The following is a 24,800-nucleotide window of genomic DNA, read 5'->3' on the forward strand; positions in this document are numbered from 1 at the left end:
ATGGAACCCTGCCCCTTCTGCGCCGTCGTCGCCGACCCGAGCCGTGCCAGGGTCGTCCACGAGGACGCCCACACGGTCGCGTTCTTCCCGCTGACCCCGGCGACCTGGGGGCACACCCTGGTGGTGCCGCGGGCGCACTCGGCGGATCTGTGGGAGATGACCGCGGCGCAGGTGCGGCGGCTGACGGACGCCGTACTGAGGGTGGGCGGCACCCTGCGCTCGGTCCTCGCCCCGGAGGGCATGAACATCATCAACTCGGCCGGGCGGGCCGCCACCCAGACGGTCTTCCACACCCATGTCCACCTGGTGCCACGTCACTCCGGCGACCCGATGGGCGACTTCTGGCCACCGCGCGAGGCTCCTCGGGACGAGGCCGCCCTGGACGGGCTGGCGGAGCGGCTCAGGGCGGCCGGCCTCAGTTCAGCACGATGACGAGCGCCAGGTCCGTGAGGATCAGCGCGCCGTAGAACAGTCCCAGGGTGTCGGACAGGACGGCGCGGCGCAGCGGCACGTCCGGGCGGAACGGGCGTACGTCCATGGACAGCACCTCGACCGTGCTGTCCGGGCGGCGGGCGGCGTCGTAGAGCCGGCGGTAGAGCCGTTCCTGGCGCAGGAAGTGCGCGTCGAGGAACCAGAAGCACAGCAGCGGCACCACCCCGGCCCCTGCCACCGTCCCGCTCTTCTGGCCGGCCGACAGGGCGAGGAAGCCCGCGCCGAGGGTGAGCGCCCAGCCCTTGACCAGGAACGAGTTGGTGCCGAGGCGGGTGATGGTCGCCTGGATGAACTCCAGGTGCTTGACCCGGTCGGCGTCCAGCGGCCGTCGGCCGGCCCCGCCCGCACCACCCGCTGCGCCGACGCCGTCGTCCAAGGCCGTCACGCGTCAAGTCCCCCGTCCCGGGGGCCGGTTCCCCCTGCCGTCCGATGCTAGCGAACACCGAAGGGGGCCGGCCGGGTGTTCCGGCCGGCCCCCTGGAATGCCCGGGTGACCTGCGATGGTGCACCGACCGCGGATCACGGGCGGGGCCCTTGGGTCAGGCCTTCTTGGTCTCCCAGAAGATCTTGTCGATCTGGGCGATGTAGTCCAGCGCCTTCTGGCCGGTCGCCGGGTCGGTGGACGCCTTGGCGGCCGAGAGGGCCTTCAGGGTGTCGTTGACCAGCTGGTGCAGCTCCGGGTACTTCTCGAAGTGCGGGGGCTTGAAGTAGTCGCTCCAGAGCACCGAGACGTGGTGCTTGGCGAGCTCCGCGCGCTGCTCCTTGATGACCGTGGCGCGCGCCTGGAAGTGCGGGTCGTCGTTGGCGGCCATCTTCTCCTGGACGGCCTTCACCGACTCCGCCTCGATGCGGGCCTGGGCCGGGTCGTACACGCCGCAGGGCAGGTCGCAGTGCGCGCTGACCTTGACCTTGGGGGCAAACAGGCGGGAAAGCATGGAGCATTCCTTCCTCGTGATCGTCTTCTCAGGTGGGACATTACTCCCTGCGGGACGGGTTTTCGCGAGTGCCCCCATGGGCTTAGGACAAAAGTCCGGGGTGAGACGGAGACTGGTGGAGGATCGAACCGGGGAGGTGCAGGGCATGCGGGAGCCGTCGCAGGAGACCGAGCGCACGGGAGCGGTGGCGCCCTTCGGGCTGGCCGAGGTGACCGGGCCGTCCATGGTGCCCACCCTGCTGCACGGGGACCGGCTGGTGGTGCACTACGGGGCCCGGATCCGGCCCGGTGACGTGGTGGTCCTGCGCCATCCGTTCCAGCAGGACCTGCTGGTGGTGAAGCGGGCCGCGGAGCGCCGCGACGGCGGCTGGTGGGTGCTCGGCGACAACGCCTACGCGGGCGGCGACAGCACCGACTACGGCGCCGTGCCGCAGGAGCTGGTGCTGGGCCGGGTCCGCTTCCGGTACCGGCCGCGCAGGCCGGATCAGCGCTCGCCGCTGGCGGTGCTGCGCTGGGCGCTGTCGGCGGCCAGGCCGGTGCTGTGCGACCGGTCGGCCTCCAGGCGCTTGCGGGCGCGGTAGGCGGCCACGTTGGCCCGGGTGGCGCAGCGGTCGGAGCAGTAGCGCCGGGAGCGGTTGGTGGAGGTGTCGAGGTAGGCGTTGCGGCACGGCGCCGCCTCGCACAGGCCGAGGCGGTCCACGCCGTACTCGGTGAGGTGGAAGGCCAGGCCCATGGCAGCGATGGCCGCGTAGCCGGCGGTCGCGTTCGACGGGTGGTCGGCGAGGTGCATGTGCCACAGGGGGCGGCCGTCCTCGTCCCGGAAGTCGTGGCCGGAGATCTGCGGGCTCACCGGGAACTCGAGCAGCAGGGAGTTCAGCAGGTCCACCGCCAGGGTCTCGTCGCCGTCGTTCGCCGCCTCGAAGACCGCGCGCAGCCGGGCCCGGACCGAGCGGAAACGGGTGACGTCCGCCTCGGTGGCGCGCCGGGCGGCCGACTGGTTCTCCACGAAGAGGCCGCGCACGGCCTCGACGGACGTCAGAGAGTCCTTGCCCCGGGCCGGCTCCTCGCTGTTGACGAGACGTACGGCGTAGTCCGAGTAATAGGCCAGTTCCACTTGTAGTCCTTACGCGGGCGCTCTAAGGTCGTGCTTGCGGTCGGGTAACAGACGATCGTGCTTCCAGGGTATTACGTACGCGTACGTCAGGGAGGGCGACGATGACGGAGACGGGCACCACGGGCACCGGCACCGACTGGCAGGCCTGGCAGGACAGCTGGGACCGCCAGCAGGAGTGGTACATGCCCGACCGCGAGGACCGGTTCCGGATCATGCTGGACATGGTCGAGGCACTCGTCGGCCGCGCACCCCGCGTCCTGGACCTCGCCTGCGGCACCGGCACCATCACCGCCCGGCTCCTCGCCCGCTTCCCCGAGGCCACCAGCACCGGCGTCGACCTCGACCCGGCGCTGCTCACCATCGCCGAGGGCACCTTCGCGGGCGACGACCGGGTCACCCTGGTCACCGCCGACCTCAAGGACCCCGGCTGGCCGGCGAAGCTGCCGTACGACTCCTACGACGCCGTGCTCACCGCGACCGCCCTGCACTGGTTGCACAGCGAACCCCTCGCGGCCCTCTACGGTCAGGTCGCGGGGCTGGTCCGCGACGGCGGCGTCCTCATGAACGCGGACCACATGATCGACGACAGCACTCCCCGGATCAACGCCGCGGAGCGCGCCCTGCGCCACGCCCGGATGGATCAGGCCAAGCGGGACGGCGCGCTCGACTGGGCGCAGTGGTGGCAGCTCGCCGCCGAGGACCCGGTGCTCGCCGAGCCCACCGCCCGCCGCTTCGAGATCTACGGCGAGCACGCCGACGGCGACACCCCGTCGGCCGCCTGGCACGCCCGCGTCCTGCGCGAGAAGGGCTTCACCGAGGTCCGCCCGGTCTGGTGCTCGCCGTCGGACACGCTGCTGCTGGCGCTGAAGTAGCCCGCACGGGCGGAAGGGGCGGTACGGGAATCCCGTACCGCCCCTTCCGGCGTCCCGAAACGGCGCGGGAACCCGCGCGGACGAGCCGCACCGCTCCCGAGGGCGGGGGCGGCGCGCCCGGCGGACCCTAGAGCACCTTGGACAGGAACGCCTTCGTGCGCTCCTGCTGCGGGTCGGTCAGGACGTCGCGCGGGTTGCCGGACTCGACCACCACACCGCCGTCCATGAAGACCAGGCTGTCGCCGACCTCGCGGGCGAAGCCCATCTCGTGGGTGACGACGACCATCGTCATGCCGGACTCGGCCAGGTCGCGCATGACGTCGAGGACGTCACCGACCAGCTCCGGGTCGAGCGCCGAGGTCGGCTCGTCGAACAGCATCAGCTTCGGCTCCATGGCCAGCGCGCGGGCGATCGCCACGCGCTGCTGCTGGCCGCCGGAGAGCTGCGAGGGGTAGTTCCCGGCCTTGTCGCCGAGGCCCACGCGCTCCAGCAGCGCCATCGCACGCTCCTTGGCCTCCGCCCTGTTCTTGCCCCTGACCTGGACCGGGGCCTCCATGACGTTCTCCACGGCCGTCATGTGCGGGAACAGGTTGAAGCGCTGGAAGACCATGCCGATGTCCCGGCGCTTGAGGGCGACCTCGCTGTCCTTCAGCTCGTAGAGCTTGTCGCCCTTCTGGCGGTAGCCCACCAGCTCGCCGTCGACGTACAGCCGCCCGGCGTTGATCTTCTCCAGGTGGTTGATGCACCGCAGGAAGGTCGACTTGCCCGAGCCGGAGGGGCCGATGAGGCAGAACACCTCGCCCTGCTTGACCTCCAGGTCGATGCCCTTGAGGACCTCGACCGGGCCGTAGCTCTTGTGGACGCCCTCGGCCTTGACCATGGGGACGGCGGCCTGCTTCACGGGCGCGTCCGTGGTGCTGAGCTTCTCGGTCATGCCATGCCCCCCTTCGGGCGGCCCAGGGACAACATGTTGGCGCGTACCTTCTGCCACGGCGTGGGCGGCAGCTGGCGGGAGGAACCGCGGGCGTAGTAGCGCTCCAGGTAGTACTGGCCGACGCTGAACACGGAGGTCAGCAGCAGGTACCAGGCCGCGGCGAGGAACAGCATCTCGGCCGGGGCGCCGGAGGTCTGGCCGATGTCCTGGGCGACGCGGAACAGCTCCGAGTACTGGACCACGGAGACCAGCGAGGTCGTCTTCAGCATGTTGATGACCTCGTTGCCCGTCGGCGGCACGATCACCCGCATCGCCTGCGGGATCACGATCCGGCGCAGGGTCTTGGAGTGGCTCATGCCCAGGGCGTGCGCCGCCTCGGTCTGGCCCTCGTCGACCGCGAGCAGACCGGCCCGGCAGATCTCCGCCATGTACGCGGCCTCGTTGAGGCCGAGGCCGAGCAGCACGGTCAGGAACGGGGTCATGAAGTCCGACCACTCGTCCTTGTACACCGGACCGAGGTTGATGTACTCGAAGACCAGGCCCAGGTTGAACCAGACCACGAGCTGCACCAGGACCGGCGTACCGCGGAAGAACCAGATGTAGAACCACGCGATGGACGAGGTCACCGGGTTGCGGGAGAGCCGCATGACGGCGAGCAGGATGCCGCCCACGATGCCGATCGCCATGGACAGGACGGTCAGCAGAAGCGTCTTGCCGACGCCTTCGAGGACACGGTCGTCGAAGAAGTAGTCGGGGATCGCGTCCCAGTTGATCTTGCCCTGGGAGAACGCGTACACGACCGCGCCGAACAGCGCGAGGGCGACGACGGCGGAGACGTACCGCCCGTAGTGCCGGACCGGGATGGCCTTGATGGCCTCCGGCCCGGCCGGCGGCGTGTCGGCCGGCCCGGTCGTCTTGTCGATGTCAACAGTCACGGGTGTTGCCTTTCAGTGCCCGCAGTGCGGTGGTCACGCCGTCACTTGCCGCCGTTGATGACGGCTTCCTCGACGGCGCCCTCGGCGACGCCCCACTTGTCGAGAATCTTGCCGTACTCGCCATTGGCGATGATCGCGTCCAGGGCGGCCTTCAGCGCGTCCCGCAGCTGGGCGTCGTTCTTGGCGACCGCGATGCCGTACGGCGCGGCCTCCACCTGCTCGCCGACGAGCTGGAAGTCCTTGCCGCCGCCGGAGGTCTTCACGGCGTACGCGGCGACCGGGAAGTCGGAGGAGCCGGCGTCGGCGCCGCCGCCGCGCAGGCGGGTCTGGGCCTGCTGGTCGTTGTCGAAGGCCTCGATGGACAGCTTCTTGTTCTTCGGGCACTTCTTCGCCTCGGCCTTGGCCAGGTCCTCGGAGACCGTGCCCCGCTGCACCACGACCTTCTTGCCGCACAGGTCGGACCAGGTCTTGATGCCCTGGTCGTCGCCCTTCTTGGTGTAGATCGAGACGCCCGCGGTGAAGTAGTCGACGAAGTCGACGCCCTCGCCGACCTTCTTGCCGGTGTCGGAGTCGATGCCCTCCTGGCGGTCCTTGGTGTCGGTCATCGCGGACATGGCGATGTCGTAGCGACCCGAGCGCAGACCGGTGATCAGGGAGTCGAAGGTGCCGTTCTCGAACTGGAACTCGACACCGAGCTGCTTGCCCATGGCGGCGGCGATGTCCGGGTCGATGCCGACCGTGTTGCCGGAGGCGTCCTTGAACTCGACCGGCGCGTACGCGATGTCCGAACCGACCTTGATGGCGCCCTTGTCGCGGATCTCCTGGGGGAGCCGGTCGGCCAGCGGCGCCTCCACGGCCCTCGTCGCGCTGTCCGTGCTGCCCGAGCCGCCGGTCTTGTCCGTCTGGTCGCCGCAGCCGGTGAGCAGCAGGGCGCCTGCGACCGCGATCGAGCCGACCGCGGCTAGCCGGGAACGCGCGGCGGTCGGACGACGGGTGGAGCTTGCGGTCATGGTGGGTTCCTCCGGCGGATGGGTGGAGTTGCCGATGGGTCGACGAGAACACACACCTTCGGGTGTCGCGACCTCGTGTGATTACGGCATCTTGCCATTCGGACTAAGCCATTCAGGTGACTCGCTATGTCAAAATCGGATAACGGGTGACCCCCGAACCACATCACTCCGGACAACACGACCGCACCTTCTGCGGGAATCCGTCCCTCCGGCCGGAAGATCTTCGGTCTGTCTCACGATGTGGATGTTCGATAGCTGCGGTATGCCGCTTGTTGATCGTTTGTCAAGGGTTTGTCGAGCCCTTGTCCCCATATTCATCCATGAGTCGTGGCACCGGCATGTGATCTTCGCGTTATGGACTCGTCGGCGACGCCCTCTGTCCGGTAAGAAGGTTCTTTACACCCCTCATCCGGGGCAGGGCGCGTGTGCGGCGCGCCCGTCGCGTGGGAGCCCGACGCATCCCGTCACTGGGGCCCACGCGGTGCCCGCCCACCCCTCACCAGGAGTGGAACCAACCCTCAACCAATGAACACTTAAGGGGTAAAACGAAGTGGCAGCGGAGATCGTCAATCCTCGCAGCGAGACACATACGGATCGGGAGGGCGGTGCGGAGCCCCTCGATTCCTTCGATCCGGCCTTTGCGCTGCACCGCGGCGGCAAGATGGCCGTGCAGGCCACCGTGCCGGTCCGGGACAAGGACGACCTGAGCCTGGCGTACACGCCCGGCGTCGCGAAAGTGTGCACCGCGATCGCCGAGCAGCCGGACCTCGTGCACGACTACACGTGGAAGTCGTCGGTCGTGGCCGTCGTCACGGACGGTACGGCCGTGCTCGGCCTCGGCGACATCGGACCCGAAGCCTCCCTCCCCGTGATGGAGGGCAAGGCCATCCTCTTCAAGCAGTTCGGCGGCGTCGACGCGGTGCCGATCGCGCTGGCCTGCACCGACGTCGACGAGATCGTCGAAACCGTGGTGCGGCTCGCCCCCTCCTTCGGCGGCGTGAACCTGGAGGACATCTCGGCACCCCGGTGCTTCGAGATCGAGCGCCGCCTCCAGGAGCGGCTCGACATCCCGGTCTTCCACGACGACCAGCACGGCACGGCCGTCGTCACGCTGGCCGCGCTGCGGAACGCGGCCCGGCTGAGCGGACGCGAGATCGGGCAGCTGCGCGCCGTCATCTCGGGCGCCGGCGCGGCCGGTGTCGCCATCGCCAAGATGCTGGTCGAGGCCGGCATCGGCGACGTCGCGGTGGCGGACCGCAAGGGCGTCGTCTCGGCGGACCGGGACGACCTGACGGACGTCAAGCGCCGGCTGGCCGGGTTCACGAACAAGGCAGGGCTCAGCGGCTCGCTGGAGGACGCCCTCGCGGGCGCCGACGTCTTCATCGGCGTCTCCGGCGGCACGGTCGCCGAGGAGGCCGTCGCCTCCATGGCCGAGGGCGCGTTCGTCTTCGCGATGGCCAACCCGAACCCCGAGGTGCACCCGGACGTCGCGCACAAGTACGCGTCCGTCGTCGCCACGGGCCGGTCCGACTTCCCGAACCAGATCAACAACGTGCTGGCGTTCCCCGGCATCTTCGCCGGTGCGCTCCAGGTCCGGGCCTCCCGGATCACCGAGGGCATGAAGATCGCGGCGGCGGAGGCGCTGGCCTCGGTGGTCGGCGACGACCTCGCCGCCGACTACGTCATCCCCTCGCCGTTCGACGAGCGCGTCGCCCCCGCCGTCACGGCCGCCGTGGCCGCGGCCGCCCGGGCGGAGGGTGTCGCCCGGCGCTGACGCCGGGCCGGACCGCCCTCGGCCCGTTTGGCCGGCCCGGCTCCGTGAGTCGTGCCGGCCGGTCCCGGCCGCAGGGAACCGGCGGCACGGTCCCGGCCGCGGCGGGCCGGCCGACACCGTCCCGGCCGCGGCGGGACCGAATGGTCGCGTCGGGCGCGGTGGTCGTGTCCGGCGCAGTCGCCGTATCGGACTCAGCGGCCCCGTTCTCTTCGGACGGGGCCGCTTTGCCGTGCCGTGCGAGCCGTCCGGGCCGGGGCGACTTCTCGGACGGCCGCCGGTGCGGAGTGCGGCTCGGCGGGGGCGGCCGGCGCAAGAGGGCGTGTGTCACAGCGCGGTGCGGTTCCGTTGGCTCAGGTGGGCGCCTATCGTCGCCACCATGTTCGCTGTCTACGCCGCCCGAATCGACCGCGACCAGCCGCTCGCCGGCCTGGAGTTGGGGCAGCGCCCCGCCCCCGAGGCCCGCCCCGGCTGGAGCGTCGTCAACGTCAGGGCCGCCTCCCTCAACCACCACGACCTCTGGTCCCTGCGCGGTGTCGGCCTCCCCGAGGACCGGCTGCCGATGATCCTCGGCTGCGACGCCGCCGGGATCGACGAGGACGGCAACGAGGTCGTCCTGCACTCCGTCATCGGCCAGAGCGGCCACGGCGTCGGACCCAAGGAGCCCCGCTCCATCCTCACCGAGCGCTACCAGGGCACCTTCGCCGAGCAGGTCGCCGTACCGGCCTGGAACGTCCTGCCCAAGCCGAAGGAGCTGTCCTTCGAGGAAGCCGCCTGCCTGCCGACCGCCTGGCTGACGGCGTACCGGATGCTCTTCACCAACGCCGGGGTGCGCCCCGGTGACTCGGTGCTCGTGCAGGGCGCGGGCGGCGGGGTCGCCACGGCCGCCATCGTGCTGGGCAAGGCCGCCGGGCTGCGCGTCTTCGCCACCAGCCGCGACGAGGCCAAGCGCAAGCGGGCCCTGGAGCTCGGCGCCGTGGAGGCGCTGGAGCCGGGGGCGCGGCTGCCGCAGCGGGTGGACGCGGTGATCGAGACGGTGGGCGCCGCGACCTGGTCGCACTCGGTGAAGTCGCTGCGTCCCGGCGGCACGCTGGTCATCTCCGGTGCCACCAGCGGCGACCGGCCCTCGCACGCCGAACTGACGCGGATCTTCTTCCTGGAGCTGAAGGTGGTCGGGTCGACCATGGGCACCAAGGACGAGCTGGAGGATCTGCTGTCGTTCTGCGCCGCCACGGGGGTGCGCCCGGTGATCGACGAGGTACTGCCGCTGGACCGGGCCCGGGAGGGCTTCGAGCGGCTCGCGGCCGGGGACCAGTTCGGCAAGATCGTGCTCACCAACTCCTGAGCCCGGCCTGCTCCTGAGCCCTCTCGGCTCCGTCGGCCCACGGCCGGCCCGGTGGTTTCCGGGCCGGCCGTTTTCACACCGTCGACGTCAACTAGGGTTGACGGTCAGGCGGATGTCAACGTAGGTTGACGGTATGACCGAAGCAACGGATCTCGCCGAGCGGGCGGGCGACCGCGACCCGCGGGTCGGACTACGGGCCGTCGCCGCGCTGCGCAGGCTGCTGGAGCAGTTGGAGGCCGTGCAGGTGCGCAGTGCGCGCAACCAGGGCTGGTCGTGGCAGGAGATCGCCGCGGAGCTCGGAGTGAGCAGGCAGGCCGTGCACAAGAAGTACGGGAGGCGATGATGTTCGAGCGGTTCACCAAGGACGCCCGTGAAGTGGTGAAGGGGGCCGTCGCCCGGGCCGAGGACGAGCGGGCGCGGACCGTCGACCCCGGGCACCTGCTGCTGGCGCTCCTCGACCGGGAGCGGAGCCGGGGTTCCTTCGTGCTCGCGGCGCTGGGAGTCACCGCGCGCCGGGACTCGATGACCCGGGCGCTGGCCGAGGCCCGCCGCCGGGCCGGCCTGTCCCAGGCCGAGACCGAGGCCCTGGCCGGGCTGGGGATCGATGTCGCGCGGATCGTGTCCCGGGTGGAGGAGGTGCACGGCACGGGTGCGATGTCCGGGTCCCCGAAGGGCAAGGCGTGGTGGGGCGGCGGCCGGCCGTCCTTCGGGCGCGACGCGAGGACGGTGCTGGAGAAGTCCCTCCGCATCGCGCTCGCCCGCCGTGACCGCAGCATCGGCGACCAGCATCTCCTGCTCGCCCTGACGGCCCTCCCGGGCGTACCCGCGGAGGTGCTGGCGGACCACGGGGTCACCTACGAGTCGGCGACGCGGGTGCTGGACGGCGGGCTGGACGGCGGGGGCGAGGCGAAGGCCGGCTGATCCGGCCGGTCCCGGCCCCCGCCCCGAAAGGCCGGCCGCCCTGCCGGCCGGCCTTTCAGGGCCGCCCTCTCCTCCTACGCCTTCGGCGCGCGGAGCAGTGCGCCGATGTGGGCGGCCGCCGTGGACAGGTGGCGGCGCGCGTCGCGGAACTGGTCCGGGGTGACGCCGTGGTCGCGGGCCGCGTCGCGGATGTCGTCGCGGAAGCGGTCCAGCAGCCGGTCCAGGTCCCGGGCGGGGTCTCCGGTGGGACCCTCATGGGCCCAGGACGGCTCGTACGCGGCGGGGAAGTCCTCGGGGGTCGTGGAGTGCTCCGGCCGCGGGCCCGCCTTGGGCGGACTCGGGCGGCCGAAGCCCTTGCCGAAGTCACCGAACTCCTTGGCCAGTTCGGTGAGCCCCTCGCGCAGCCCGTTCGGCCAGTCACCCCGCGCGAAGTGGTCCTGGACCTGCTCCTGGACCCGCCGGGCGATGCGCTGCACCTCCTCCTGGGCCTGTGCGCGCGCCCGCTCCTGCGCCTCCTTGGCCTGGCGCCGCGCTCGTTCGGCCTCCTCGCGGGCCCGGCGGCTCTCGTCCTTGGCGCGGCGGGCCTGTTCCCGCCACTCCTGCTTGACGCGCCGGATCTCCTCCTTGGCCGCGCGCCAGGCGTCGCTCTCCGCGGGCTCCTCGGCCGCCCCGGCGCCCTGCCGGGCCTGGTTCGCGGCGGCGGCCCGCATCTCGCGCCGGAGGTCACCCGCCGCGCCCCGCACGTCGGCGCGGATCTCGGCGGCCAGTTCGGCGACGGACTCCCGGATCTCCAGCTCCAGATCGGCCAGTTCGCCGCTGCGGTCGGCCAGTTCGGCGCGGCCCGCGTCCGTGATGGCGTACACCTTGCGGCCGCCCTCGGTGGTGTGGGTGACCAGGCCCTCGCTCTCCAGCTTGGCCAGGCGTGGATAGACCGTGCCGGCCGAAGGCGCGTACAGCCCCTGGAAGCGCTCCTCCAGGAGGCGGATCACCTCGTAGCCGTGGCGCGGGGCCTCGTCGAGCAGCTTCAGCAGATAGAGGCGGAGGCGGCCGTGGGCGAAGACGGGGGGCATGTCAGAGCACCTTCTTGTCGGTCGTGCCGTCGGCCGGGGCGCTGGCCGGGGGCGGACTCCCGCCCGGGCCGGCGGCGGCATTCTCCCCCGGGTCGTCCCGCACGGTGTCCTCGTGCGCCCCGGCCACGGGTCCGCCGGGCGCCTCCCCCGTTCCGCCGGGCCGGGCGCCTCCCGGCTCCGTGTCCTGCGACTGTCCGTCCCGTGGCTGCGCGCCCTCAGGCCGCTCGTCCTGTGGCTGCGCGCCCTCAGGCCGCTCGTCCTGTGGTTCCGTCCCCCACGGCTGCGCCGTCTCCGGCGGCCGGCGCAGGAGGGCGATCGAGCCGGAGACGGTGGTCGCCCTCAGGCGGCCGCTGCCCGTGCCGAGCCGGCCGGTGATGCGCTTGGCACCCCACTGGCCGGTGACACGCAGGTCCTCGAAGGCGCTCGAGACGGTCCCACTGGCGGTGTTGGCCTCGACATCGGCGTCCGCCGGCTGCGGCAGACGGATGGCGATCTCCCCGGACACGCTGGTGAGGCAGATGTCGGTCGGGCTGCTCGCCGGATCGAGGTCGACGATCATGGAGCCGCTGACCGAGTCGGCCTTCACGGTGGAGCCCGCCTCGACGACCGTCAGGTCCCCGGAGACGGAGTGGAAGCGCAGATCGCCGGTGAGGGCCTGGGCCTCCAGGTTCCCGGAGACGGTGTCCGCGCGGACCGGGCCCGCGAGGCCGACCAGTGTGGTGTCCCCGGAGACGCCCTTCAGCTCCACGGGCCCGTCGACGCCGGAGACGACGGCCGCGGCGCCGATCGCGCCCACCTCCACCCGGGTGCGGGCGGGGACGGCCAGTGAGACCACGGCGCTGCGCCGCCAGCCCTGGGGATCGAGCCATTTCAGCAGGCCCTTCCAGGGCAGGTCCTCGTAGGCCACGGTCAGGGTGCCGTCCTGCTGGGTCACCGCCAGGGGCGGGCCCTCCAGTTCGGTGACCTCCAGGCGGGCGGAGCTCTCGTCGGTGCCCACCACGTTCACGGTTCCGCCGACGATGCGGACGCGCAATTCCCGCACGGGGTCGTCGAAGTCGAGCTCGGTGGGCTCCGCGACGGACCACTCGGACATGGTGAGACCTCCTCGAAACACACCCCGGCACACGGTGGGACACCACAGGCAGAACCTCACGCCATATCGCGTCTCACACGATTCACGATATATCGCGGATCGCCGAAGTCAAGAGACCCGTCCGAGTGACCGGCAAGCGCCATGAACCGGGCGAAGTTCCGACGGACCGCGGACCGCGGACCGCAGGCCGCAGGCCGCCGGCCACACGCACGCGCGCGACGGACCGGCCACGCAACCGACCGGGCGCGCAACCGACCGGCCGCGCGACCGACCGGGCCGCGCGACCGGGCAGCCACGTCCGTCCGCGGGCGCATGAGAAACGGGGCGCCCGCAGGCGCCCCGTCCGTCCGGCGCCGGGCCCGCCCCCGCAGGTCCGGCCCGGTCCGTCCCGTTCCGTCCTACTCGTCGTCCTCGTCGTCCAGCCGCGCCAGCCACGTCGCCAGCCGCTCCACCGGCACCTCGAAGTCCGGGTTGAGATCGACGAACGTCCGCAGCTGCTCGGCGAGCCACTCGAAGGTGACTTCTTCCTCGCCGCGCCGCTTCTCCAGTTCTTCGATGCCTCGGTCGGTGAAGTACACGGGTGCTCTCCTGGGGCTGGGCCTGGGGCCTTGAGGTCGTACCCCACCAGGTTATGCGCCCCGTGGCCTGCCGGGCTGGCCGGATCCGGACCCCCGCCGACGCCGGTGCGTGCAGAATGTCCGCACGTACAGTCACGAGACGCACGGGGGCGTCATGGACCACCGCAGAATCCAGGAGATCGAGCTGCCCGGCGGCGGAACGGTCCTCGCGCGCGTGAGCGTGCTGGAACCGGACGAGATGCCCGGCGCGGCCGACGAGTTCTCCTTCGAGGACGTCGGCGCCCTGGATCACGTGGCGGCGCGCGTCGACCAGCTCAACGAACTGGTCCGCGGGGTCGGCTCGGCCGTGCTCCAGGCGGCGCGCACGGTACGGCCCGACGAGGTCAGCGCCACGTTCGGGGTGGAGCTCGCCGTCAAGCCGGGCAAGGCCGTCGCCCTGCTCGCCGACGGCGAGGCGAAGGCGGCCCTGTCCATCACCCTCACCTGGCACGGCGACCCGCCCCGGCCCGCCGCCGACGCGACCGCCACGGCCACCGGCGAGATCACCACGCCCACCGGCGAGACCGCCGCGGCCACCGGCGAGACCCCCACGGCCACCGGCGAGACTTCCGCGACCGCCGCCGCCGGGCAGGGCGCATCGACCGTATGACGGGCAGGCTCGACGCGCTGATCGTCCGGGCCACCGTGCGGATAGGCCCGGAGGGCGAACCGGACACCCTGTGGGGCAGCGGTTTCTTCGTCGCGCCCGGCTGGGTGCTGACCTGCGCCCACGTGCTGCCGGCCCACGCACGCGGAGACCGCCGCGCGACGCTCCGGGTCCACGGGCACCACGGCCTGGACGCGCGGGCGGTGACGGCGTACTGGCTGGACGGCACCGATCCGGAGCAGGACCTGGCGCTGCTGCGCGTCACCGACCCCGTCGACCACGTCTGCGTGCGCCTGACCGACCGCTACGACCCCCCGCTCGCCGTCACCGCCCACGGCTGGCGCTCGCCGGGCGGCGGCCCGCCCCAGCGGTGGAGCGGGCACACCGAGTGCAACGGCAAGGACGGCGCGCACGGTCTGACCCTCGCGCCGCTGGTGGAGATCCCGCACGGCGCGTCCGGCGGACCGCTGCTGGACCGCGAACGCGGGCTGGTGGCGGGGGTCGTCAAGGCACGCCGCGCGAACAAGGACGGCGGTCTCGCCGTCGCGACCACCGCCCTGCGCGGCTTCCGGCGCGCGCTGCCCGTGGGCGGCGAGTCCTCGCTGGGCGCCGACCCGTACTCCGCCCTGATCCGCGCCCACGACGTGTGGCACGACCGGGTGCGCGGCGGGCAGGCCTGGGTGAAGGCGCAGCAGGAGCTGTGCGGGGGCGGCGTCCGCCGGTGGACGCCGCGGGACAGCGCTCAGGCCTGCGCGCTGCTCGCCGCCCTGCCCGGGCCGGCCTCGCCCGCGCAGTTGCAGGAGCTGATCGAGCTGGTGCTGGGCGACGAGCCGCTGTGGGAGGACGAACGCGCCCCGCACGACTGGCGCGACGGCCAGGGCTGGCTCTACGACCACGCGGAGGGCGCCGACGTGGTCTCCCTGCACTACCTGCGCGTGGTGGCGCACGCCTGCGCCGACCGCGCGCCGGAGGCCGCCGCGCGCCTCGAACGGTGGGTGGCGGAACGGGCCGGGCAGCTCCCCGACCACCTGCGCGCCCTGCTGCTGAACGTGACACCCGCCGCCCCCGCGCCCTGGGCCGCGGCCCCGCACCCGACGGCCGCCGACGAGCCGGGCGGCTCCACCGGGACGTGCGAACCGGGCCTCGCCCCCGAGGACACCGCCGAGCACGACGACGGCCCGGTCGTCGCGGTCGAACTCGAACCCGACCTGTTCCGTCCCCACGACCGCTTCCACTGGCGCATCTGGACGTGGACCGGCGGGCACGACACCGCGCGGGCCGTGGACCAGGACACCGACGGCGAAGGCGCCTCCCTGGCCGAACTGCCCTACGTCCTCAACGAGCCGCTGACCCGCACCTTCGGCCTGCTCGACACCGGCCGCCGGGCCAGACTCGAACTCGCGGTCCCCGTCGACCACTTCGGTGTGGACGCCCACCTGTGGCGGCCCGGCCCCGTCGCCCGCAGCCTCAAACCGCACCCCGCCGACCGGCCCTTCGGCGTGCACCGGCAGGTCGTCCTGCGCTGCCTCAAACGCCGCGGCGAGCCGACCGACGTCTGGCGCGAGCGCTGGCGCGGGGTCGCCGAGGGCACACCCAAAGCGCTGCCGGTGCAGTCCCCGGCCCTCGCCGCGCAGACCCTCGGGCAGGCGCCGCCCGGGGCCGTGCCGGTGCTGTGCCGGCCGCCCGCCGAGAGCACCGAGCCGCTGACCCGGGCGATCGGCGCCGGCTACGGGATCATGCTGTGGAACCTGCGCGGCGAACACGCCCACGGATGCGGGCCCGACTGCGAGCGGTTGCACGACAAGGCCGCCGAACTGCTCGGCTCCACCAGCCGCGCGAGCGCCCTGCCCGAGCGGCTGCGCGCCCTGCGCGAACGCGTCAGCAGGTGCGACGAGGACGCCTACTGGGCGGAGGACCTGGCCCTGCTCTACGACGACCCCCGCCGCCCGATCCCCCTCTGCGACGACCTGCTGGAGTCCCCGTGACCGAGATCCCCGAGAGCCCCGACACGCAGTGGCACATCTTCCGGGGCACCGGTGAACCGCACGACGGGATCACCCGGCTGCCGCCCCCGCCGCCGTGGCGCGACTTCGACGGCGGCCCCGCCCTCGACACGGTGCCCCCGCTCGGCACCGAGTCCCTGCGCCGGCTGGGTGCCCACGGCGACCACGGGATCGCCTGGGGACCGCAGGAACTGGAACTGATCAACGCCGCCCTCTACCTGCGCCGCCCGCTGCTGGTGACCGGCGACCCCGGCTCCGGCAAGTCCACGCTCGCCCACGCCATCGCCCACGAGCTCGGACTCGGCCGCGTCCTCCAGTGGCCCATCGTCAGCCGCACCACCCTGCGCGACGGCCTCTACACCTACGACGCCATCGCCCGGCTCCAGGACACCCAGATGGCGGAGCTGAGCGGCGAGGGCCGCAAGGACATCGGCGCCTACCTGCGGCTCGGCCCGCTCGGCACCGCCCTGCTGCCGCGCACCCGCCCCCGGGTCCTGCTCGTCGACGAACTCGACAAGAGCGACATCGACCTGCCCAACGACCTGCTGAACGCGCTGGAGGAAGGCGAGTTCCGCATCCCCGAACTCCAGCGGGTCGCCGACCGGCAGCAGGAGGTGCGGGTGCTCACCGACGACGACGAGCACGTCCCGGTGCGCGACGGGCGCGTCCGCTGCCACGCCTTCCCGGTCGTCGTCATGACCAGCAACGGCGAACGCGACTTCCCCGCCCCGCTGCTGCGCCGCTGCCTGCACCTGGACCTGCCCTCGCCGCGCAACGACACCTGGGGCCGGGCCCGGCTCGGCGCCATGGTCGGCGCCCACTTCGGCGCCGCCGACGCTGAACGCAACGACGACCTCGTGCGTTCCTTCCTCGGCTCCGCGCCGGGCGCCCTGCGCGCCGCCGACCAGCTGCTGAACGCCGTCTACCTCACCCAGCAGGCCGCCCGGCAGGGCGGCGGCGACCGGCAGCGGCTCGCCGAGCTGCTGATGCGGCCCCTCGACCACGGCGAGCAGGGGAGCGGACGCCGCGCATGACCACACCGGACGGGCGGCTGGCGGAGCTGGCCGAGCGGCTGCGCGCGCTCGGCGGCGAGCCGTCCGCGCGCGAACTCGCCGAGGCGCTCTGGCTGGCCCGGTACGTGGCGCCCGCCGCCGTACGCCCCGATCCGGCACCGGCCGCCCCGCGGCCCGCGGACGGCCCCCTCCAGGACCCCGGTCCTGACCCGTGCGACCCAGACGCCGCGCCCGACCCGCCCGCACCGGACGAGCCGGACGCCCGCACGCTGCTGCGCGCCGACCGGCCCCGCCCGGCCGGCCCGGAAGCCGAGCCACCGGCCGGCGACACGCCCGGCGCCGTCCGCGTTCGTGTCCCGATGGCGACCGCCCTGCCCCAGCCGCTGGTCCTCCAGCGGGCCCTGCGCCCCCTCCAGCACTACCGGCCACCGGTCCGCGCCGCCGCCCTCGACCTGGACGAGCAGGCCACCGCCGAGCACGCGGCGGAGACCCGTCTGCTGCTGCCCGTGCTGCGCGCCACCGACCGCCGCGAGGCCCGGCTGCGGCTGCTGATGGACGTGTCCACCTCCACCGGGGTGTGGGACACGGCACTGGAGGAACTGCGCCAGATCTGCGCGGGCCTCGGCGCGTTCCGCGAAGTGGCCGTGCACTACCTCAGCGAGGACGCCGACGGCACCCTCGTCGCCAGCCCCGCGCGCCACGGCGGGCGGGTGGTCCGCGCCGCCGAACAGCTGCGGGACCCCACCGGACGGCAGCTCACCATCGTGCTCAGCGACTGCGCCGGACCGCTGTGGCGCTCCGGGCGCATGCAGCGGCTCCTCCACCACTGGGGCCAGGCCGCGCCCGTCGCCGTCGTCCAGCCCCTGCCCCAGCGCATGTGGCGGCGCACCCACCTGCCCGCCCTGCCCGGCACCCTCCGGCGCCGCGAGGGGCTCGGCGCCCGCCTGGAGTTCCTCCCGGCGGACGGCGGCCGGCCGCCGGGCGCCCTGCCCGTCCCCGTCCTGGCCCCCACCCGCACCGCGCTCGGCACCTGGGCCCGGCTGCTGGCCGGGAGCACCGGCCTCGCGCTGCCCGCGCCCGCCGCCTGGGTGCACGCCGACCACCCGGCCGCGCCGCCCCGCGCGGCCCGCGCCGAACCCGACGCCGAGGCGCTGGTCCGCGCCTTCCGCCGCACCGCCTCCCGCCAGGCCGTGCAGCTGGCCGTCACCTTCTCCGCTGTCCCGCTGCTGCTCCCGGTGATGCAGCTCGTCCAGCGCGCGATGCAGCCGCAGTCCGGCCCGACGGTGCTGGCGGAGGTGCTGCTGAGCGGGCTGCTGGAGCGCGGCGCGCAGGACGAGTGGTACGAGTTCCGGCCCGGGGTGCGCGAACTGCTGCTGCGCCTGCTGCCGCCCGGCGACGCCCTCCTCGTGCTCAAGCACTGCGGCGACTACGTCGACCGCCACTTCGGACGCCGGGCCCGCAACTTCCCGGCCCTGGCACTGGACCGGCTGACCGGGAACAGGACGCCACCGCCCCAGGACGACCCCGCCGTCCCCGTGCCGGACGCGTTCGCCGAGGTGTCGGCACTGGTGCTGGACCGGTTCGCCGAGCCCGCCCCGCCGCCCCCGCCCGGCCGTCGCGTCGAGGTCCTGCACGACGGAGCGGACGCGGACTGGGGAGCGTGGGCGGCGCACCTGCTGTCCGCGGGGGGCCTCCAGGCGGTGCACCGGCCGGTGCACGGCCGCGCGACGCTGGCGGGCGACCTGGAGCAGCTCCTCGCCCGCCCCGACACGCTGGTGGCCCTGCTGATCGGGAGCCGGCCCCGCGAGGCCACGGAGCGCGGACGGCTCCGCGCACTCGTCGAACGCCATCCGGACCGGGTGGTCCCGTTCGCGGTGACGAGGCCGGCCCCCGGCGCGTGGCCGGCCGGGACGGGCTCCCTCGTCGCGCTGTGGGACACCGGTGAGGCCGAGGCCCAGCGGAGGCTCCTGGCCGCGTTCGGCGTCGAGGTGCCCCCCGCCCGCCCGGACGACGCCGTGCCGCGGGCGGTGGCGGACGCCGTACCGGAGGAAGCCCTGCGCCGGGTGCGCGAGAGCCTCGCGCCGGACCGGCTCGACGCCGCGTGCGTCGTCATCGGGACGTCCGCCGAGGCCAGGGCGGAACTCGCGGCGGAGTACGTGCGCCGGCACGGCGCGGAGTACGACATCGTCTGGTGGATGGGCGACGCCGGCCCCGAGCACCGCCGCGAGGCACTGGCCCGGCTCGGCGTCGAGTTCGGCCTGCCGGCCAGGGGCGCCCTGGAGAACCGCCTCGCCGAGCTGTCCCACGTGCTCGGGGACAACGCGGTCAAGTGGCTGCTCGTGCTCGCCGACTGGGACGACGCGGCGGTGGGGGCCCATCTGCCGGAGGGCGGCCACACCTTGATCACCTCGGTCCGCGAGCGGTGGCCGAGGACGTTCGACGTCGTACGGATGGAGCGCCCGGCCCTCGCGGACGCGTCCGTGCGCAGGGTCCTGGTCCGGGTGACCGGCGCGGACGGCGTCACGTGCACCGGGTTCTTCGTGGCACCGGGCGTCGTGGTCACGTCGGCGCGCGTGCTGGGGCCGGACGGGACCGTCACCGTGACGACGGCGGACGGCGGCCGGCACCGGGCGCGGCCGAGACGCTCGGCCGGCGAGCTGGCGTTCTACGAGGTGCGGGGGGCACCGGAGGTCCCCGGCCTGTGGCTCAGCGACCGCCCCGACAGCCGGCCCGAGGACGTCACCCTGTACGCGGCGCCCGGCCGGGCGACCCGGGCCCGCGCGGAGGGCCCGCCGGGCAGCCGCCACATGCGGCTGCGGGACGCGCCCGCGGTCCACGAGGGCATCGGCGGCCCGGTGCTCAGCCGGGTGGACGGCTCCCTCGTCGGCGTGGTCACGGAGCCCGGCAGGGCGGTGCGCGTCGAGACGCTGCGGGAGCTGTGCGAGCAGGGACCCCAGGGAGCGGACCTGTGGCACAGCATCGTCCGCCACGCCGACCGGCCGGACACGGCGGGCCAGCCGGCCCGCAAGCGGTTCCTGTACGCCTCCCTGGCCCGGCTGGAGCCGCCACCGGACCCGGGGACGGTGGAGCGGCTGACCGACCCCGAGGAGAGGCTGCCGCGCCCGCCGCACCGCCCGCGCAGCTGGCGCGACGGCGCCGGGCACCTGTACGCGCTGGCCTCCCAGGACGCCGTCGTGCGGTACGCCGCCCGCATCCGGGACCACCTCGCCGCGCGGCGCTCGACCAAGGGCCACTTCATGCTCCAGCAGTGGCTCGACCGGGAGGTGGCCGGGCTCCCCGAACAGGAACGGCTCCGGGTGCTGGGCGGGGCCACCGGGTGCCGCATCACCGTGGAGGTCTCCGAGAGCCGCCTGGCCTACGACTGGAAGCTGCGCGCCGTGCAGGGCGGCACGTCCCTGCACCGCGCCTCCGGCCGCCTGCACGGACCGCGGGACACCCCGGTCACCTTGCTGGAGAACAGCCTGCGCAAAGCGCTCGAACTGGCCGACACCAGCAGACTGCGGCCGGTGGTCGAGTACCGGCTGCCCGAGCCGCTGCTGTGGACCGCCGCGGTGGAGGACTGGACCCCGGACCTGGCCCTGCGCGCGGAGTGCACCGTGGTCGTCCGCGGGCTCACCCCGTACCCGGGGACGCGGCACACGCCGCGCCGGGACGCGGTGCGGCGGGGCCCGCTGACGGGCCTGCGGCCGGCCGGCGACCTGCCCCGCGTGCGGACGCTGCTGGCCGGGGCACCGCCCGGCGCCGTCCCGCTGCTGTGCCCGCACACCGGCGGGGTGAGCCCCGCGCAGGTGCTCGACGAGGCCCGTTCCCTCGGCTATCCCCTGATGCTCTGGAGCCGCGCGGAGCGGCACCGCGACTGTGCCGACCTCCACGACCGGGCGGAGCGGGAACTGGTCAGGTCGGCCGGCGGCGTGGAGCTGCTCGCCCGGCTGCGCGGGCTGTGGATCCGCGGGCTCTCCGGCGGCGGGCGCGGCCCGCTCGAACACCTCACCGTCTACTGCGACCTCCCGGACCGGGCCGCCGCCTGACCGGACGACCGAGGGCCCGGTCCCCCGCGGGGGACCGGGCCCTCGGACCGGGCCGGTGTCAGTGACCGGGGCTCACGCCTCGAACACCTCACGCACCAGCTGCTCCTGCTCGGCCTGGTGCCGCTTCGCGGAACCCACGGCCGGGGACGAGGAGTGCGGGCGCGAGATGCGGCGCAGGCGCTCACCGTGCGGGACGTCCGCGCCGACCGCCAGGTCCAGGTGGTCGATCAGGTTGAGCGCGATGAACGGCCACGCACCCTGGTTCGCCGGCTCCTCCTGCGCCCACAGGTACTTCTCGGCGTTCGGGTACTTCTTGATCTCCGCCTGGAGCTCGGCACCCGGCAGCGGGTACAGCCGCTCGATGCGGATGATCGCGGTGTCCTTGACGCCCCGCTTGACCCGCTCGGCCTCCAGGTCGTAGTAGACCTTGCCCGCGCAGAAGACGACCTTCTTCACGGCCGCCGGGTCCACCGAGCTGTCGCCGATGACCGGGCGGAACTGGCCCGTGGTGAACTCCTCCGCCTTCGACGCGGCGGCCTTCAGGCGCAGCATCGACTTCGGGGTGAAGACGACCAGCGGCTTGTGGTGCGGGTTGTGCACCTGCCACCGCAGGAGGTGGAAGTAGTTCGACGGCAGGGTCGGCATGGCGACCGTCATGTTGTTCTGCGCGCACAGCTGGAGGAAGCGCTCCGGGCGGGCGGACGAGTGGTCCGGGCCCTGGCCCTCGTAGCCGTGCGGGAGGAGCAGGACCACACCGGAGGTCTGGTTCCACTTCTGCTCCGCCGACGAGATGAACTCGTCCACGACCGTCTGGGCGCCGTTGACGAAGTCGCCGAACTGCGCCTCCCACATCACGAGCGCGTCCGGGCGGGCCAGCGAGTAGCCGTACTCGAAGCCCATGGCCGCGTACTCGGAGAGGAGGGAGTTGTAGACGTTGAGCCGCGCCTGCTCCTCGGCGAGGTACTGCAGCGGCGTGTACTCCTCGCCCGTCTCACGGTCGATGATCACCGCGTGGCGCTGGCCGAAGGTGCCGCGCTGGGAGTCCTGGCCCGCCAGGCGGACCGGGACGCCCTCCAGGAGCAGCGAGCCGATGGCGAGGGTCTCGCCCATGCCCCAGTCGATGGTGCCGTCCTCGACCATCGCCGCCCGGCGCTGGAGCTGCGGGAGCAGCCGCGGGTGGACGGTGATGTGGTCGGGGATGTTGACCTGGGACTCGGCGATCCGCTTGACGACCTCGGCGGTGACCGCGGTGCCGACGGCGACCGGGAACTCGGCCTGCGGGTCGGGCGTCTCCACCGCGGACGGCTGCGAGGTGGCCTCGCGGACCTCGGTGAAGACCTTCTCCAGCTGGCCCTGGTAGTCCTGGAGCGCCTGCTCGGCCTCCTCCAGGGTGATGTCGCCGCGACCGATCAGCGACTCGGTGTACAGCTTGCGCACCGAGCGCTTCTTGTCGATCAGGTCGTACATCAGCGGCTGGGTGAAGGCCGGGTTGTCCGACTCGTTGTGACCGCGGCGGCGGTAGCAGATGAGGTCGATCACCACGTCCTTGTTGAACGCCTGGCGGAACTCGAAGGCCAGGCGCGCGACGCGCACGACCGCCTCCGGGTCGTCGCCGTTCACGTGGAAGATCGGGGCCTCGATCATCCGGGCCACGTCCGTCGCGTACATGGAGGAACGCGAGGACTCCGGGGCGGCGGTGAAGCCGACCTGGTTGTTGATCACGATGTGGACGGTGCCACCCGTGCGGTAGCCGCGCAGCTGCGACATGTTCAGGGTCTCGGCCACCACGCCCTGGCCCGCGAAGGCCGCGTCGCCGTGGATCGCCACCGGCAGGACCGTGAAGTCCGTGCCGCCCTTGTTGATGATGTCCTGCTTGGCGCGGGCGACGCCCTCCAGGACCGGGTCGACGGCCTCCAGGTGGGACGGGTTCGCGACCAGCGACACCTTGATCTGCTCGCCGTCGAGGCCGGTGAAGGTGCCCTCGGCGCCCAGGTGGTACTTCACGTCGCCGGAGCCGTGCATCGACTTCGGGTCGAGGTTGCCCTCGAACTCGCGGAAGATCTGCGCGTACGACTTGCCGACGATGTTGGCGAGGACGTTGAGGCGGCCGCGGTGGGCCATGCCGATGACGACCTCGTCCAGGCGGGACTCGGCGGCCGAGTCCAGCACCGCGTCCAGCAGCGGGATGACGGACTCGCCGCCCTCCAGCGAGAAGCGCTTCTGGCCGACGTACTTCGTCTGCAGGAAGGTCTCGAAGGCCTCGGCGGCGTTCAGGCGGCGCAGGATGCGCAGCTGCTCCTCGCGCTCCGGCTTGGCGTGCGGGCGCTCCACGCGGTCCTGGATCCACTTGCGCTGCTTGGGGTCCTGGATGTGCATGAACTCGATGCCGGTGGTGCGGCAGTACGAGTCGCGCAGCACGCCGAGGATGTCGCGGAGCTTCATCATCGACTTGCCGGCGAAGCCGCCGACGGCGAACTCGCGCTCCAGGTCCCACAGCGTCAGCCCGTGCTCGACGATGTCGAGGTCGGGGTGCTTGCGCTGGCGGTACTCCAGCGGGTCGGTGTCGGCCATGACGTGGCCGCGGACCCGGTAGGAGTGGATCAGCTCGAAGACGCGGGCGGCCTTGGTGACGTCGTCGTCGTGGGACGCGTCGATGTCCTTGAGCCAGCGGACCGGCTCGTAGGGGATGCGCAGCGCCTCGAAGATGTCGTCGTAGAAGTTGTTCTCGCCGAGCAGCAGGTTGGCGACGGTGCGCAGGAACTCGCCGGAGGCGGCGCCCTGGATCACCCGGTGGTCGTAGGTCGACGTGAGCGTCATGACCTTCGAGATGCCGAGCTTGTTCAGGGTGTCCTGGGAGGTGCCCTGGAACTCCGCCGGGTAGTCCATGGAGCCGACGCCCATGATCACCGACTGGCCGGGCATCAGGCGCGGCACGGAGTGGACGGTGCCGAGGCCGCCGGGGTTGGTCAGGGAGACCGTGACGCCGGTGAAGTCGTCCATCGTCAGCTTGCCCTCACGGGCGCGGCGGACGATGTCCTCGTAGGCCTGCCAGAACTCGAAGAAGTTCAGCGTCTCGGCCTTCTTGATCGCCGCGACGACGAGCTGGCGGTCGCCGTTGGGCTTGACCAGGTCGATGGCGAGGCCGAGGTTGATGTGCGGGGGCTTGACGAGGGTGGGCTTGCCGTCCTTCTCCCCGAACGACCAGTTCATCGACGGCATGGCCTTGATGGCCTGCACCATCGCGAAGCCGATGAGGTGGGTGAAGGAGATCTTCCCGCCCCGGGCCCGCTTGAGGTGGTTGTTGATGACGATGCGGTTGTCGAAGAGCAGCTTCACCGGCACCGCGCGGACCGAGGTGGCGGTCGGCAGCTCCAGCGAGGCGTTCATGTTCTTGGCGACCGCGGCGGCCGGGCCGCGCAGCGTGACCAGCTCGGGGCCCTCCGGGGCCTCCGCGGCGGGCGCGGCCTTGGCCTTCGGCCGAGCGGGCGCCTGTGCGGGTTGCGCCGGCTTGGCCGGGGAGGGGGCCGCGGCCTTCGCCGCGGGAGCGGGAGCCGCGGGGGCGGCCGGGGCGGCGGGTTGCGCCGGTGCGGCCGGTGCGGCGGGCTGCGGGGCCGGGGTGGGCGTCTGGGGGGTGGTCTCCGCGGCCCCCGCGGCCGCAGGTCCCGCCGGAGCCGGGGCGCCGGCGGCGCCTGGCTTGTAATCGGCGAAGAAGTCCCACCAGGCGCGGTCTACCGAATTCGGGTCCTGGAGGTACTGCTGATAGATCTCGTCGACGAGCCACTCGTTGGCACCGAACGCGGCAGCGGGGTTCTTGCCCGCTTGGTCTGCGTCGGTGGAGATGCTCGATGCGTTACTGGGGGACTGTGGCGACACGGCGGCAACCGCCCTCTTCCGCTTCACAAGGTGATGGACAGCGGGAATAAAGGCTACGCCTCCCCGACCGGGAAGGTCAGGCCGGGCCCGTTCATCGTCGTGTAAGTCACATCTGGATCCGTGTTTCGGGCCTGATAATGGCGGGAA

At 72.9% G+C, this 24,800-nt stretch carries 21 protein-coding genes; 11 read left to right on the forward strand and 10 right to left on the reverse strand.

What is annotated here, in order from left to right; translation table 11 throughout:
- Positions 1-432: an HIT family protein gene (locus tag SGLAU_RS22360; protein WP_043504057.1), complete on the forward strand. Its 432-nt coding sequence runs from the start codon at positions 1-3 to the stop codon at positions 430-432.
- On the opposite strand, the gene SGLAU_RS22365 is transcribed toward SGLAU_RS22360, so the two are convergent.
- Both SGLAU_RS22365 and sodN read right to left on the reverse strand, forming a co-directional pair.
- Positions 416-877 carry a hypothetical protein gene (locus SGLAU_RS22365; protein WP_052413854.1) on the reverse strand — a complete coding sequence of 154 codons (462 nt, stop codon included), beginning with the start codon at positions 875-877 and terminating at the stop codon, positions 416-418. The two genes, SGLAU_RS22360 and SGLAU_RS22365, sit on opposite strands and share 17 nt — an antisense overlap.
- 154 nt (positions 878-1,031) lie before the next feature.
- Positions 1,032-1,427, reverse strand: a complete 396-nt coding sequence (gene sodN / locus SGLAU_RS22370) for a superoxide dismutase, Ni (RefSeq protein WP_020136639.1) — start codon at positions 1,425-1,427, stop codon at positions 1,032-1,034.
- A 145-nt stretch (positions 1,428-1,572) separates the two neighbouring features.
- On the opposite strand from sodN, the gene sodX reads away from it, so the two are divergent.
- The gene (gene sodX, locus SGLAU_RS22375; RefSeq protein ID WP_043506908.1) at positions 1,573-2,007 is read left to right on the forward strand and encodes a nickel-type superoxide dismutase maturation protease; all 435 of its coding nucleotides are present in this window, start codon (positions 1,573-1,575) and stop codon (positions 2,005-2,007) included.
- On the opposite strand, the gene SGLAU_RS22380 is transcribed toward sodX, so the two are convergent.
- Positions 1,911-2,540, reverse strand: a complete 630-nt coding sequence (locus SGLAU_RS22380; RefSeq protein WP_043504058.1) for a CGNR zinc finger domain-containing protein — start codon at positions 2,538-2,540, stop codon at positions 1,911-1,913. The two genes, sodX and SGLAU_RS22380, sit on opposite strands and share 97 nt — an antisense overlap.
- Positions 2,541-2,641: 101 nt before the next feature.
- Here SGLAU_RS22380 and SGLAU_RS22385 point away from each other — a divergent pair, with 101 nt between their 5' ends.
- Positions 2,642-3,412 carry a class I SAM-dependent methyltransferase gene (locus SGLAU_RS22385; protein WP_043504060.1) on the forward strand — a complete coding sequence of 257 codons (771 nt, stop codon included), beginning with the start codon at positions 2,642-2,644 and terminating at the stop codon, positions 3,410-3,412.
- Between the two features lie 127 nt (positions 3,413-3,539).
- Here the strand turns inward: SGLAU_RS22385 and SGLAU_RS22390 are convergent, their stop codons facing one another.
- Genes SGLAU_RS22390 through SGLAU_RS22400 form a run of 3 tightly spaced genes read right to left on the reverse strand, consistent with a single transcriptional unit; the run spans position 3,540 to position 6,291 of the window.
- Complete coding sequence (locus SGLAU_RS22390) at positions 3,540-4,346, reverse strand: amino acid ABC transporter ATP-binding protein (RefSeq protein WP_052413855.1); 807 nt, start codon at positions 4,344-4,346, stop codon at positions 3,540-3,542.
- Positions 4,343-5,281 carry an amino acid ABC transporter permease gene (locus tag SGLAU_RS22395; RefSeq protein WP_043504061.1) on the reverse strand — a complete coding sequence of 313 codons (939 nt, stop codon included), beginning with the start codon at positions 5,279-5,281 and terminating at the stop codon, positions 4,343-4,345. Before SGLAU_RS22395 ends, SGLAU_RS22390 begins: the two co-directional genes overlap by 4 nt.
- Before the next feature lie 41 nt (positions 5,282-5,322).
- Positions 5,323-6,291: an ABC transporter substrate-binding protein gene (locus SGLAU_RS22400; RefSeq protein WP_043504062.1), complete on the reverse strand. Its 969-nt coding sequence runs from the start codon at positions 6,289-6,291 to the stop codon at positions 5,323-5,325.
- 550 nt (positions 6,292-6,841) lie between these two features.
- On the opposite strand from SGLAU_RS22400, the gene SGLAU_RS22405 reads away from it, so the two are divergent.
- The 4 genes from SGLAU_RS22405 to SGLAU_RS22420 all read left to right on the forward strand — a co-directional run bounded on the left by SGLAU_RS22405 (position 6,842) and on the right by SGLAU_RS22420 (position 10,328).
- Complete coding sequence (locus SGLAU_RS22405) at positions 6,842-8,065, forward strand: NADP-dependent malic enzyme (protein WP_043504063.1); 1,224 nt, start codon at positions 6,842-6,844, stop codon at positions 8,063-8,065.
- 376 nt (positions 8,066-8,441) lie between these two features.
- Entirely contained in the window at positions 8,442-9,407 is a 966-nt protein-coding gene (locus SGLAU_RS22410) for a zinc-binding dehydrogenase (RefSeq protein WP_043504065.1), read from the forward strand.
- Positions 9,408-9,540: 133 nt separating this feature from the next.
- Entirely contained in the window at positions 9,541-9,750 is a 210-nt protein-coding gene (locus tag SGLAU_RS22415; protein ID WP_003997975.1) for a helix-turn-helix domain-containing protein, read from the forward strand.
- On the forward strand, positions 9,750-10,328 hold the full coding sequence (locus SGLAU_RS22420) for a Clp protease N-terminal domain-containing protein (RefSeq protein ID WP_043504066.1): 579 nt from the start codon (positions 9,750-9,752) through the stop codon (positions 10,326-10,328). Before SGLAU_RS22415 ends, SGLAU_RS22420 begins: the two co-directional genes overlap by 1 nt.
- A gap of 74 nt (positions 10,329-10,402) precedes the next feature.
- Here SGLAU_RS22420 and SGLAU_RS22425 read toward each other — a convergent pair whose 3' ends face one another.
- From SGLAU_RS22425 to SGLAU_RS22435, 3 genes are all read right to left on the reverse strand, one after another.
- On the reverse strand, positions 10,403-11,398 hold the full coding sequence (locus tag SGLAU_RS22425; protein ID WP_043504067.1) for a PadR family transcriptional regulator: 996 nt from the start codon (positions 11,396-11,398) through the stop codon (positions 10,403-10,405).
- A 1-nt stretch (position 11,399) separates the two neighbouring features.
- Positions 11,400-12,491, reverse strand: coding sequence for a DUF4097 family beta strand repeat-containing protein (locus SGLAU_RS22430; RefSeq protein ID WP_043504068.1), 1,092 nt, complete (start codon positions 12,489-12,491; stop codon positions 11,400-11,402).
- 398 nt (positions 12,492-12,889) lie between these two features.
- Positions 12,890-13,069 carry a DUF6104 family protein gene (locus SGLAU_RS22435; RefSeq protein WP_003992906.1) on the reverse strand — a complete coding sequence of 60 codons (180 nt, stop codon included), beginning with the start codon at positions 13,067-13,069 and terminating at the stop codon, positions 12,890-12,892.
- A 154-nt stretch (positions 13,070-13,223) separates the two neighbouring features.
- Here SGLAU_RS22435 and SGLAU_RS22440 point away from each other — a divergent pair, with 154 nt between their 5' ends.
- Genes SGLAU_RS22440 through SGLAU_RS36735 form a run of 4 tightly spaced genes read left to right on the forward strand, consistent with a single transcriptional unit; the run spans position 13,224 to position 20,780 of the window.
- A complete protein-coding gene (locus SGLAU_RS22440; protein ID WP_043504069.1) occupies positions 13,224-13,718 on the forward strand; it encodes a CU044_2847 family protein in 495 nt (164 codons plus the stop codon).
- Positions 13,715-15,700 (forward strand): trypsin-like peptidase domain-containing protein, encoded by a 1,986-nt coding sequence (locus SGLAU_RS36340; RefSeq protein ID WP_043504070.1) that lies wholly within the window; start codon positions 13,715-13,717, stop codon positions 15,698-15,700. The genes SGLAU_RS22440 and SGLAU_RS36340 overlap by 4 nt, the downstream gene beginning before the upstream one ends.
- Entirely contained in the window at positions 15,697-16,752 is a 1,056-nt protein-coding gene (locus SGLAU_RS22450) for an AAA family ATPase (RefSeq protein WP_244315249.1), read from the forward strand. Before SGLAU_RS36340 ends, SGLAU_RS22450 begins: the two co-directional genes overlap by 4 nt.
- Positions 16,749-20,780 carry an SAV_2336 N-terminal domain-related protein gene (locus SGLAU_RS36735; protein WP_052413856.1) on the forward strand — a complete coding sequence of 1,344 codons (4,032 nt, stop codon included), beginning with the start codon at positions 16,749-16,751 and terminating at the stop codon, positions 20,778-20,780. The genes SGLAU_RS22450 and SGLAU_RS36735 overlap by 4 nt, the downstream gene beginning before the upstream one ends.
- Before the next feature lie 72 nt (positions 20,781-20,852).
- Here SGLAU_RS36735 and SGLAU_RS22460 read toward each other — a convergent pair whose 3' ends face one another.
- Positions 20,853-24,653, reverse strand: coding sequence for a multifunctional oxoglutarate decarboxylase/oxoglutarate dehydrogenase thiamine pyrophosphate-binding subunit/dihydrolipoyllysine-residue succinyltransferase subunit (locus SGLAU_RS22460; RefSeq protein WP_043504072.1), 3,801 nt, complete (start codon positions 24,651-24,653; stop codon positions 20,853-20,855).
- Between the last annotated feature and the right edge of the window lie 147 nt (positions 24,654-24,800).

Origin of the sequence: Streptomyces glaucescens (genome assembly GCF_000761215.1) — a bacterium.
Lineage (GTDB): Bacteria > Actinomycetota > Actinomycetes > Streptomycetales > Streptomycetaceae > Streptomyces > Streptomyces glaucescens_B.